The following is a 12,259-nucleotide window of genomic DNA, read 5'->3' as shown; positions in this document are numbered from 1 at the left end:
TTGAAAACTATCAAAGAAGTCATTGTCGTTGAGGGCAAGGACGACACGAAACAAATTGCTAAAGCGGTTAATGCTGACACCATTGAAACTAGGGGGTCAGCAGTTCCAGAAGAAACGCTAGACTTGATTGAAGAAGTTGCTAAAAAACGCGGCATCATTATTTTTACCGACCCTGATTTTTCGGGTGAAAAGATTCGTAAAATTGTTTCTGAAGTGGTGCCAAACGCCAAACATGCATTTCTACCGAAGGCGGAGGGCGTTCCAAGCAAGGCTGGTGGTTCTTTAGGTGTCGAACATGCCAGTCCGGCAGCTATTCAAGAAGCGCTGGAAAACGTGTATACTGAGGCTGATGAAACCGTTGAAACCATTAGTCAGGCTGATTTGATCAAGGCTCGATTAGTGGGCGGTCCCGAAGCAAAGGCGCGTCGAGAAGCGCTTGGCGAGCGACTGCGGATCGGTTACGTTAACGGCAAACAACTAAAAAAAAGGCTATCAATGTTTCAAATCAGTCAGAAAACTTTTTGGGATGCAATTCAAACGATTGACCAAGAGGAGCGTGAACGCCAATGAATATACCGTTAATAGCAAGTCCGGCACGAACACAGGCGATTATTAACCGCTATGGTTTAAACGTTAAAAAGAGTTTAGGTCAAAACTTTTTAACGGATGCTAATATTTTGGAACACATTGTGAAAGCCGCCGATTTATCGCCGAAGGATGATGTGATTGAGATTGGGCCAGGAATTGGCTCTTTGACCGAATTTCTAGCCAAAAATAGCCACCAAGTTTTGGCGTTTGAAATTGATGAACAGCTCATCCCGATTCTTGATGAGACGCTTTCACAATATGACAACATTACCATCTTGAATCAGGATATTTTAAAGGCCAATTTACCCAAGGTGATCAAGGAACATTTTGAGGCAGGACGACCCTTGAAGCTGGTCGCCAACTTGCCTTACTACATTACGACGCCGATTTTGATGAACGTTTTGCAAAGTGGGATTCACTTTGATGCCATTACGGTCATGATGCAAAAAGAAGTCGCTGATCGCTTAGTTGCTGTTCCTGGAACGAAGGCTTATGGCTCCTTGTCGATCGCGGTTCAATATCAGACTGATTGCCGGGTTGTTTTTGAGGTTCCCCGGACGGCGTTTATTCCACAACCAAACGTTGATTCAGCGATTATTACTATGACTAAGCGGGAACCGTTTGATCCGGTACCGTTTGATGAAAAAGCCTTTAGTAAATTTGTTAAAGGTAGTTTTCAGCACCGACGTAAGAGCTTTTGGAATAACTTGCTGGCAATTTTTGGTAAGGATCAAGAAGTTAAAGACCGCCTAACAAATGTCTTGAATGCAGTTCGAATATCACCACAAATTCGTGCGGAAAAGCTGACCATTGAACAATTTATTGAGATGGTGAATGCACTTCATGATGAGGGTCTTTTGTAATAACAATAATTTTTACAAAATAATTTTGGGTAGCCCACTTGTTCACAGTAATATACTGTCAATGTTATTGGGTCAAATCCCTGAGTTATCACTATGTAATCGAATTTTTAATCACTTAATACTTGTTGTCGATTGCGTGTTGTGGTATAATTTGACTTTTTTGTGAAACCATGATAAAATGTTTCACACAAGGGGTGAGGTTATGCCAACAAGTTTAGCAACGATTAAGGACCGGCTATCAACTCATATTGGTCAGGAACTTATGGTAGTCGCCCAGGCAGGGCGCAAAAAGACAACGGAACGTCACGGAATTTTAAAGGAAACCTATCCAGCGGTTTTTGTTGTCGACTTAGATCAAGATGAAAATTCATTCGAGCGTGTCTCGTATAGTTATACGGATATTTTGACACAAAATATCCAACTTAACTTCGGCGATGACGATAAGGCGGATGACAATCAGTAAAAAAAGGTCGTTCAGGCCTTTTTTTATTGCCCTGATGATCTGGAAAAGTCGATGATGTCTTCTTGATTTAACGATTGACGATTGATTGCTAATGAATTTGAAATTGAAAGAAAAAGGTTATTTTTCGATTAACGTTTTAACTAGTTGTGCTATCATTAATACGTACGCAATCTTGGGGGAAGTTGGTGTGGGTACTGTTAGCCACAGGTTAGCAGTCTAACTAGTTTAGTCCTGGAAAGTGTATAAATAGTCTGTAGGGGGAATATGACATGAAACATTCAGCATTACTTTTAGGTACGGTTCTTGGAACGGTCGCACTATTTGCATCTTCAACGGCTGCCAACGCGGCTTCGTATACGCAGCGGAGCAACGCGTTAACGCAGTATTCTTCAAGTAGCTTGCGCGTCGTTAATAACAAGGCTACCGGTTTCGTTAAGGCTGGTACATATCAGTTCGCTAAGAACACGTCTGGCGCCAATACCATTTCAGGGGTTGCCGGCAATCAGAAATGGACGTTGAAAACTAAGTATCAACTACCAACGACCCACGCTGCAAAGGGTAACAGCAAGTACGATATGACTAATCCGCAATCTTCAGCTTACGATGGTGGGCACTTCCTTTACGTTGTCTACCAGCCACATTACACCAAAGGGATGACTAATAAGGGGTTTGTTGCCCGTTATGACCTGCGAAAACTGGATGGCATGTCACTTGCTAAGCAGCAGGAACTGCTTGACAGTAAAACTGGCAGTTCAGCTGTTAAAATTGGTGGCATCTTTACGACTGGTCATGGTCAGTCTCTGGCTTACGATAAGAAGCACCATTCGTTGTACATGTGGCGTGATAAGACCTTACAAGCGACTCGAACTTCCACTTTGCAACGCATCAGTACCAGTTCGTTGAAACCAAACAAAGCCATCACTTTCCATATGACTAACCATGGTGCAAACGTACCTGGTGGCCATGAACTGGCCTTTGATCACAGCGGTAACGCCTATTTTTGGACGGTTTCAGGATCACGTGTCAAGGTTTATAAGGGGACGATCGGTTCCAAGACCGTTCATTTCCGCTTGACCAAGCAGATGTTCTCACATCGTCCTGGTACCCACGAACAAGCGATGGGCTATAATGCGCATAACGGTCGTTTGTACTTAGTTGCTGATGATTCAATCACCAGTTTCCCAGCTAAAAAGCTGAATGGCCGAGGATCGTTAAAGGCCAGTGATTTCAAATACACAAAGTTTAATTCACACCGTGAATTTGAAGCACTGAACTTTGACAACAGCGGTCATGGGATGCTGTTAAGTAACCGGAATCCTGAAGTTTTACGCAGCACCACTGCTTACTAAGATAATTTTTAATGTTTGGCGAATGTGAAAAAAGCGTTTGAAAGCGATACACCAGTGAGTTCTCCGAAGTTTTTGAGGGAACTCTCTTTTTGTATTATTTTATGGACGTGAGCTGATTTTTGGCGTCAATTTAAGTCAATTAGTAGTCTAGAAATAATTGGAGATCAACTTGTAATTGTTAGTTTTACCGCTTTTTAAAGGGTGAAGGGAGAAGATACTCCCGAGTGCCTAAACGCCTTGCCTACACCCCTAAAGTCTGCGTATAATACCTATAATAACTTTATACAGAGGAGTACCAATATACGAAAACGTTTCATAACTGAACTGTAGGTGATCAGAATTTGAAAGTAGTTGAAAAGGCAGCAGCTAAAGTAAACCTGGGCCTTGATACACCGTTTCGCCACCCTGACGGCCAGCCAGAGTGGGATATGGTCATGACTTCCATTGACCTTGCGGACTACGTTGAAGTTCGTGTGACCGGATCTAGACACATTAGTGTGTCTTCTGATTCTGGCTTTTTGCCCAATGATCAACGTAACTTAGCATTCCAGGCAGCCTCGTTATTGCAACACACGTATCAAATAAAAGCTGGCGCCAACATTAAAATTAAAAAAAATATTCCGGTTGCAGCCGGCTTAGGCGGTGGCTCGTCGGATGCTGCCGCGGTGCTTCGCGCGCTCAATCGATTATGGAAGATCGACCTGCCAATGAGCCAACTAGCTAAACTTGGACTCAAAGTGGATTCGGACGTGCCATACTGTGTATTTGGCAAAACAGCACACGTTACTGGTCTTGGGGAGCAGATTCGGGTTTTAGATCCCGCTTTGAAACCAGTCTGGATCGTGCTTGCCAAGCCAAATGTCAGTGTTTCCACGCCAAGTATTTTGCGTCAGATCAATTATGATTCTTTGGCTCATCCTAATATTAGCGGTGTTTTAACAGCCATTGATCAGGGCGACCATGATTTATTGCTGGCCAATATGGGTAATGCGTTGGAACCGATATCGGCCAAGCGCTACCCAGAGATCAAACGAATCAAGGAACGGATGAAAGGTTACGGTGCCAAAACAGCCATTATGAGTGGCACTGGCCCCACAGTCTTTACTGTTTTCAATAAGGAATCCCGTGCTCAGCGGGTATTTAATAGCATTCGAGGCTTTTGTCCGGAAGCCTATTTGGTTCGTTCACTATAAGGAGGGATTTATTTGTCGAAATGGATCAAAATTTCAGCAGCTGCTGTTGCGGCGGGTTTTACCGCTACCATCGCAGCGAGTGTCGCCGTTTATCACAATCTGACCCACATTAGTGATAGTGAAAAAGATCAGGGGCACCATAAAGCGGTGGCCGAAAATACCCCTGAAGATAACGTCTGGTACTTAAAACAGCCAATTCAAGAGTGGCATCAACTAACCCCTGACGGATTGACCCTACGAGCTAGCTATATTCCGGCATCTTCAAACAGTCAGCGGGTCGTTATTTTAGCCCACGGGATTAATCACGCTCGTGAGCAAATGATCCCGTATGCGCGACTGTTCCACGAGAATAACTTCAACGTTTTAATGCCTGATGCCCGCGCTCAGGGACAAAGCGATGGGCACCGAATTGGCTTTGGCTGGCCGGATCGAAAAGATTACTTGCGCTGGGTCGATGAAGTGATTCAGCAAGTTGGCACGGATGCGCAAATCGTGCTGATGGGATTCAGTATGGGTGCAGCCACGGTTTTAGCTGCAGCAGGTGAGAATTTGCCCGCTAACGTTAAGGCAATTATCGCTGATTCCGGATTTGCGTCGATTTATCAGATGGCCAAAACAACCCTGCGGCGTGATTTTCATCTACCGGCCAATCCAATCGTCCCGATTGCTGATTGGTTGGCACGGTGGCGAACTGGCTCAAGATTGAGTCAGGAACGAGTCGATGAGCAGTTGAAACACGCTCACGTTCCGATTTTGATTATCCATGGCACAAAGGATCAAGTCGTGCCGTTGAAGCACGCCAAAACACTTTACGAAGCAATTCAGGGACCTAAGCAGTCCTACATCGTGCCCAATGCCCAGCACATTGGGGCCTATGCGCAGGATCCAGCCCGCTATCGTCAAGTTTTGCACGATTTTTTGGCGCAATATTTGTAATTTTCATTGACATCTTTTCAAAAACCTTTAGAATTGAATAGTAATCATTACTGTTTACAGTAAAATAAAAAAGAGCACCTGGTAGTGCTTTTTTTGATTGGAGACAATATGACCGATTCGATTTTACAACTAAAGCAGCTTTCGTTTGCCTTTCCAGATAAGCAGGTGATCAATGACCTGTCCTACAACCTAAAAAAAGGCGATTTTTTAAGCATCGTTGGTGAAAACGGAGTGGGAAAGACGACCTTGATGCGGCTGATTTTACAGGAATTGAAGCCCACTAGTGGCGAATTGGCGTTCCTGCCAAATCGAAACGCCGTTAAAGTAGGGTACGTTCCCCAGTTCCGGAATGTCGATAGTGAATATCCTTTGAGTATTCAAGATTTTGTGGGGCTCAATTTTGCCCGCTTCGGTGTCCCTTGGCTCACGGGCTCAGAACGCAAGCGGGTCCGTGAGATCTTAAAGGAAACCAAACTCAATGACATTCGTAAGCGACCACTGGGGCAGGCCTCTGGTGGTGAAAAGCAGAAGGCCTACCTTGCTCAGGCATTATTGGATCGACCAAATTTACTGATCTTGGATGAGTCGACTGCCAGTCTGGATCCGGTTGCTAAAACCGAACTTTTAGACTTAGTCAAGCAAATCAACAATCACCAGCAGTTGACAGTCATTTTTGTGACCCACGATATTCCCTTAGCGCGCCGATACGCAGATGACTACCTCTTTTTGAGCCCTGGCCATTATGAAGCCGGTAAAATTACCGAATTAACGAACGAGAAAGTGGGCGCAATGAATAATGCTTAGTTATCCTTTTATGCAAAACGCCTACATGGCGGGAACTTTAATTGCAATTATTTCGGGTATTATGGGCGTCTTCGTCATTGCTCGAAACATGTCTTTTCTGACCCATACGTTATCTGAGATTGGGTTCGCTGGCGCAGCTTTCGGTATTTTCCTGGGTTGGCAGCCGTTGAATGGGATGCTGCTATTCACCACCATCAGCTCCATTGGAGTTGGTGAACTGGGTGCGAAGTCTTCTCGACGTGAAAATTCTATCACGGCGATTTCAGCCTTGGCAATTGGCTTAGGGATCCTGTTTCTTTCCCTTGCCGACAGCAACGCGAGTTACGCCACTGGCATCTTATTTGGTAGTGTAATTGGCATTAGCCGCGCCAACGTGATTCAAATGGTGGCCCTGTCGGTAGCCGTCCTGATCGTAATCGCCTTGATCTACCGGTTCTTGAAGTTTGATTCTTTTGATCCGGTTGGTGCACGCGTTCAAGGCCTTTGGACCCGGACATTGTCAGTGATTTTTCTGGTTTTGCTGGCGTTTTCAGTGAGTGTTGCCGCCCAGATCGTTGGGTCATTGCTGATTTTCATTTTGCTCACTTTACCGGCAGCTGCTGCAAAGTATTTTGTTCATACGGTCGGTATGATGAGTACGGTAGCAGTGGCATTTGCACTGATTGGCGTTTGGCTTGGCCTGTACCTCAGCTACGTGACGAATTGGCCCGTTAGTTTCTTCATTGCAGTGATTGAAGTTTTGTTTTACTTTTGTGCGCTGATTTACCAGCGGATTCGGGCTTGATCATTGTCATCGTCAACTTTTTAGTGAATTTTAACGAGGATCATCATCTTGAATGAATCAAGGTGGTGGTCCTTTGAATGTCTAACGCGTAAAACCGCATATCACGGTTAAATACAGGATAGTAAAACGAATTATCATCTTATCATAGTTAATAAAATTATGAGATTCGGAGAATTCGTAGTCAAAACCCGAACATTTATGCTAGAATGGGATTATTAAATATGTTGGATGTTCCATGGAGGATACGAAAGTGAAAGTACGAAGAAGCGACCGGTTGATTGATATGACTCGGTACCTTTTAGAGCGGCCTCATCAGTTGGTGTCGCTAACCTTTTTTTCTGAACGATACGGTTCGGCCAAGTCTTCAATCAGTGAGGACTTGACCATTTTAAAGCGCACCTTAAAAGCTCGTGGGACGGGAATCTTGGAAACAGTTCCTGGGGCTGCAGGTGGCGCTCGTTTTCTGCCGTACATCACACAGGGGGAAGCAACGAAGTTCGTTGATAGCGTCATTGAATCGTTATCGGAGGCTGACCGGTTTTTACCCGGCGGTTACGTTTACATGTCAGATTTGCTGGGCCGTCCCAACGTGTTACGTCAGGTTGGCCGACTAGTAGCAACTCAGTATCTGCATGATAACGTGGATGCTGTGTTGACTGTAGCGACAAAGGGGATCCCAATTGCCCAGAGTATCTCGGAGCAGTTAAACGTACCATTTGTGATTGCCCGTCATGATTCGCAGATCACTGAGGGTTCAACAGTGAGTGTCAATTACGTTTCCGGTTCCAGCAGTCGAATTGAAAAAATGGCGCTGTCGAAGCGCAGTTTAGAGCCCGGTGCTCGTGTCCTGATCGTGGACGACTTCATGAAGGGTGGCGGCACGGTCGGCGGTATGCAGTCACTGATCAAAGAATTTGACGCTACTGTGGCTGGCGTTGCGGTGTTTGCTGAAGGTGCGTTTGACGGGGAACGGGTCGTACCTAACTATACGTCCGTGCTGAAGATTCACGCGACCGATGATCACGTTGACGTGACACCCGGCAATTTTGTCGAGCAGATTTTTACGTCGGAACGAGTCAGTCAACTAACGAATTAAGCCGTTTTACGATAGAATAATAACGATGGTAAGTGACGTTGTAATTTACAATTTAAGGAGTTTAAGTAATGGGTACTAGAAATACAATCATTCTGGCTGCCGGTAAAGGCACCCGAATGAAGTCAAAGCTCTACAAAGTCTTGCACCGTGTCTGTGGCCGTGCAATGGTCGATCACGTGTTAACGCAAATTGAAAAAACGGACATGGATCAAGTTGTGACAGTCGTCGGCTACGGAGCTGAAAAGGTTGAGGAAACACTTGGTGATCGTACCAAGTACGTCCTGCAAAAAGATCAGTTAGGAACTGGTCATGCGGTTTTGCAGACCGAGCCGCTTTTAAAAGACCAGCAAGGTACAACGCTGGTGGTCAGCGGCGACACGCCACTGCTGAGAGCAGAGACCTTTGAGAAACTTTTCAAATACCACGAGGCCAAAAAAGCGGTGGCCACGATTTTAACAACTCAGATGCCGGATCCAACTGGCTATGGCCGCATTGTGCGTAATGATATTGGGATCGTTGAAAAAATTGTTGAGCAAAAAGACGCCACGAAGCAGGAACAAGAAATTAATGAAATCAACACCGGCGTTTATGTATTTGACAACCAAGCCCTTTTTTCCGCACTGCATAAAATTTCTAATAATAATGCGCAGGGTGAATACTATCTGACTGACGTCATTGAGATTTTGAAACAGCAAGGAGACATTGTGGCCGCTTACCGGATGCCTGATTTTGAAGAATCCATGGGCGTTAACGACCGGGTAGCACTGGCTAATGCCACCAAAGTTATGCAACGACGGATCAATGAAGCCCATATGCGCAATGGCGTGACGTTGATTGATCCGGAAAATACCTATATTGATGTTGACATCAAAATCGGTTCCGATACGATTATTGAACCTGGTGTTTTATTGAAGGGCAAGACGGTCATCGGTGATAACTGTTATATTGGTGCGCATTCAGAGTTGCATGACACCGTCCTTCACGACAACGTTTCGGTCACGTCTTCATATCTGGAAGATTCTGAGATGGAAGATGGTAGTAACATTGGTCCGATGAGTCACTTGCGGCCGGATTCTCACATTGGCAAGAACGTTCACCTTGGTAACTTTGTTGAAGTCAAAAAAGCGACGATTGATGAAGGCACGAAGGTGGGGCATTTGACCTATGTGGGTAACGCTCACCTTGGTAAGCGGATCAACGTGGGTTGTGGCGTTGTTTTTGTCAACTACGACGGGGCCCATAAACATGAGACAACGGTTGGTGACGATGCTTTTATTGGCAGTAACTCCAACCTGGTAGCACCACTGACAGTGGCAGACCATTCATTTATTGCGGCTGGCTCAACCATCACGGATGAGGTTAACCAATATGATATGGCGATTGCCCGTGCTCGGCAGACCAATAAACCGGGATACTTCAAAAAGTTGCCGTATGATCCAGAAAAGTAATGTACTGGTAATGTGATATATTGTAGAATGAACGTAGAAAATGCCATTGGAGGATCTCATGTCAGAGAAATATAATGACCCAAAGTTAAAAATCTTTGCGTTAAATTCCAACAAACCCCTAGCTCAGAAAATCGCTGACCACGTTGGGGTTGATCTTGGGAAAACATCAGTTGACCGTTTTAGTGATGGTGAAATTCGGATCAACATTGAAGAAAGTATTCGTGGCTGCCACGTTTACGTGATTCAATCGACATCCGCACCCGTAAATGACAACCTCATGGAATTGCTGATCATGGTTGATGCGTTGCGCCGTGCAAGCGCTGAAACAATCAACGTGGTCATTCCGTACTACGGTTACGCTCGTCAAGACCGTAAAGCTCGGTCGCGTGAACCAATCACGGCTAAACTAGTTGCTAATATGTTGGAAAAGGCTGGTATCAGCCGAGTCGTAGCGCTCGATTTGCATGCTGCGCAGATTCAAGGATTCTTCGATGTACCAGTAGACCATTTAATGGGGGCACCATTACTGGCCGATTACTTTTTGAATCATGGCATTGCTGAAAATGCCGTTGTGGTTTCTCCAGACCACGGTGGTGTGAGTCGTGCCCGGGCGCTAGCCGAATTTTTGAAGGCCCCGATTGCAATCATTGATAAACGGCGACCACGAGCTAACGTGGCTGAGATCATGAACATCATTGGTGATGTAAAAGGCAAGCGTGCCATCATGATCGACGATATGATCGATACTGCCGGCACGATTACGTTAGGTGCTCAAGCTTTGATGGATGCTGGTGCACTGGAAGTTTATGCGAGTGCAACTCACCCCGTGCTTTCTGGTCCGGCAATCGAGCGGATTTCTAAATCAGCCATTAAACAGCTGATTGTGACCGATTCGATCCAATTACCACCAGAAAAACAAATTGATAAAATCAAGCAGATTTCCGTTGGACCATTAATTGGCGATGCCATCATCCGGATTCACGAAAATCGCCCTGTGAGCCCACTGTTTCATAATCGTTTTCGGGGAAATGATTAGTTTAATGATTAATAGATAAGTCTGATAAACCAGATTTCGGCTTATATGTCGAGGTAAAATAGGTGAATCTCCAAAATTGGGGAATTCACCTGTTTTGTCAGATAACGAAGATCTTTCATGAATCATTGACGCCTATGCGTGAGGCTTATTCGATAAAAGGGCCCAGGGATTTTTAAGCTTTGACGATTTCGGCTTTAGGGTTGCGCTATCGTCAATTCTCACTTATGCTAGATAGCAATAACTTTTGAATAGGTGAATGAGTGTGAAAATTATAATGCAGTATCGATGGGCGCTGCTGACCCTCGCAGTAATCTTAATTGTCGGGGTGATTGCCATCCCCCTTTCTTCCTTGATTGTGGTGGCCAACGTCTGGTTTATGCTAGGACTCGTCTTTTTAATTGGATCGGCATTTTTTATTTTGGAAAAGGGTCACTTATTCGCTGGCTGGCATCGACGTCGACGAAAGGGTGAAGACCCATTGCCAGAAGAAAAGATTGCACCTCGAGACGTTGCAACGGTCAAGAATGGTCCTATTATCGTGAACCGGTATGCCAAGTTTTGTTTGATCAATGCCATTGTTCTATTAGGTCTTGGCATATTCCTGACCCTATAATAAGTTCATGATTGTTCTAATATATAAAAATGGGACTGTGGTAAAACTACGATTATTAATAGTGTGACCAGTTTCTTCACGCCACAATTAATCCTTAATTTTCAATTTTATTAAGACGGTCATCTAGCTTAAACCTGCGTCAAAACTCAGAATTCGGCATGATAGGAAAAAGCGTCGCAGATTCCAAACTGGGATCCACGACGCTATTTGTTTGCTTTCAGTGTGTTTCACATTCTCGCTTTAAGAAAGGGCAAAGCCAAAACAATTGATTTAGAACTTAAAGTGCAAACTTTTCAATGGCGTAAGCGACACCATCTTCTTCATTGGTCTTGGTAACGAATTGGGCGGTCTTTTTCAAATCATCGATGGCGTTACCCATAGCAACGCCAGTGCCAGCAAATTTAACCATCGTCAAATCATTGCCCTGATCACCAATGGCCATCACTTCATCCTGTGCGATACCAAGTTGGGTTGCCAGTTCAGCAACCGCGTTACCCTTGCTGGCTTTTTTATTCATTGCTTCCAAGAAATAGGGTTCGCTTTGAACGACGTAAAAGCGTTCCTTTAATACCTCAGGGAAATTTTTAATGAAAGCGGATAGTCGCTTTGGTTCGTCAACAAACATTCCCTTAACAATCGTTAATTTATCAGTGATTTCTTCAGCAGTCCGGTATTTGATTGGCATCTTGATGAGAAATGCCTCTGCAATCGTATAGGGACTGATGTTGCGGTTGGTGGTGTAGATATAATCGGTGGTTTCCACATGAAAATGAACACCACCCTTTCGAGCTGCCGCTTCCAGATCGATATAGTCTTCTAAAGTAATGTTGTGATGAACAATGGCCTTGCCTGAAATCGTCTGGGCAAGACTGCCATTAAAAGTCACGACGTACTCGTTGTTACCGCTGATATCCAGCGGAGCCAGATACTGTTTAACTCCCGTAATTGGGCGACCAGTACACAGGACAACTTTGATGCCCTGTTGACGAGCGGTCGTTATGGTATCAATCGTATGTTGGGTAAGTTGTTTTTGATCGTTGACCAGAGTGCCATCGATATCAATTGCGATCAGTTTGATTGCCATGA

13 protein-coding genes are annotated in these 12,259 nt (G+C 44.8%); 12 read left to right on the top strand and 1 reads right to left on the bottom strand.

Going from position 1 to position 12,259, the window contains the following annotated elements; genetic code table 11:
• The 12 genes from rnmV (at position 1) to GM612_RS09990 (ending at position 11,173) form a co-directional block, all read left to right on the top strand.
• Positions 1-570, top strand: a complete 570-nt coding sequence (gene rnmV / locus GM612_RS10045; protein WP_155432234.1) for a ribonuclease M5 — start codon at positions 1-3, stop codon at positions 568-570.
• Positions 567-1,451, top strand: coding sequence for a 16S rRNA (adenine(1518)-N(6)/adenine(1519)-N(6))-dimethyltransferase RsmA (gene rsmA, locus GM612_RS10040; RefSeq protein ID WP_155432233.1), 885 nt, complete (start codon positions 567-569; stop codon positions 1,449-1,451). The genes rnmV and rsmA overlap by 4 nt, the downstream gene beginning before the upstream one ends.
• A gap of 202 nt (positions 1,452-1,653) precedes the next feature.
• Complete coding sequence (locus GM612_RS10035; protein ID WP_155432232.1) at positions 1,654-1,914, top strand: Veg family protein; 261 nt, start codon at positions 1,654-1,656, stop codon at positions 1,912-1,914.
• A 269-nt stretch (positions 1,915-2,183) separates the two neighbouring features.
• Positions 2,184-3,263 (top strand): hypothetical protein, encoded by a 1,080-nt coding sequence (locus tag GM612_RS10030; protein ID WP_155432231.1) that lies wholly within the window; start codon positions 2,184-2,186, stop codon positions 3,261-3,263.
• 341 nt (positions 3,264-3,604) lie between these two features.
• Complete coding sequence (gene ispE / locus GM612_RS10025; protein WP_155432230.1) at positions 3,605-4,456, top strand: 4-(cytidine 5'-diphospho)-2-C-methyl-D-erythritol kinase; 852 nt, start codon at positions 3,605-3,607, stop codon at positions 4,454-4,456.
• Between the two features lie 12 nt (positions 4,457-4,468).
• A complete protein-coding gene (locus GM612_RS10020) occupies positions 4,469-5,392 on the top strand; it encodes an alpha/beta hydrolase (RefSeq protein ID WP_155432229.1) in 924 nt (307 codons plus the stop codon).
• Between the two features lie 108 nt (positions 5,393-5,500).
• Complete coding sequence (locus GM612_RS10015; protein ID WP_155432228.1) at positions 5,501-6,196, top strand: metal ABC transporter ATP-binding protein; 696 nt, start codon at positions 5,501-5,503, stop codon at positions 6,194-6,196.
• A complete protein-coding gene (locus GM612_RS10010; RefSeq protein WP_155432227.1) occupies positions 6,189-6,980 on the top strand; it encodes a metal ABC transporter permease in 792 nt (263 codons plus the stop codon). Before GM612_RS10015 ends, GM612_RS10010 begins: the two co-directional genes overlap by 8 nt.
• Before the next feature lie 250 nt (positions 6,981-7,230).
• Complete coding sequence (gene purR, locus GM612_RS10005; RefSeq protein WP_343031885.1) at positions 7,231-8,076, top strand: pur operon repressor; 846 nt, start codon at positions 7,231-7,233, stop codon at positions 8,074-8,076.
• 68 nt (positions 8,077-8,144) lie between these two features.
• Positions 8,145-9,524 carry a bifunctional UDP-N-acetylglucosamine diphosphorylase/glucosamine-1-phosphate N-acetyltransferase GlmU gene (gene glmU, locus GM612_RS10000; protein ID WP_155432225.1) on the top strand — a complete coding sequence of 460 codons (1,380 nt, stop codon included), beginning with the start codon at positions 8,145-8,147 and terminating at the stop codon, positions 9,522-9,524.
• A 58-nt stretch (positions 9,525-9,582) separates the two neighbouring features.
• Complete coding sequence (locus tag GM612_RS09995; protein ID WP_155432224.1) at positions 9,583-10,560, top strand: ribose-phosphate diphosphokinase; 978 nt, start codon at positions 9,583-9,585, stop codon at positions 10,558-10,560.
• 274 nt (positions 10,561-10,834) lie between these two features.
• Positions 10,835-11,173, top strand: coding sequence for a DUF3899 domain-containing protein (locus GM612_RS09990; protein WP_173021263.1), 339 nt, complete (start codon positions 10,835-10,837; stop codon positions 11,171-11,173).
• A 277-nt stretch (positions 11,174-11,450) separates the two neighbouring features.
• Here GM612_RS09990 and yidA read toward each other — a convergent pair whose 3' ends face one another.
• Positions 11,451-12,257 (bottom strand): sugar-phosphatase, encoded by an 807-nt coding sequence (yidA, locus tag GM612_RS09985; protein WP_155432222.1) that lies wholly within the window; start codon positions 12,255-12,257, stop codon positions 11,451-11,453.
• Between the last annotated feature and the right edge of the window lie 2 nt (positions 12,258-12,259).

Source organism: Secundilactobacillus folii (genome assembly GCF_009720675.1).
Taxonomy (GTDB): Bacteria; Bacillota; Bacilli; order Lactobacillales; family Lactobacillaceae; genus Secundilactobacillus; species Secundilactobacillus folii.
This window is presented reverse-complemented; position numbering and strand designations above follow the sequence as displayed.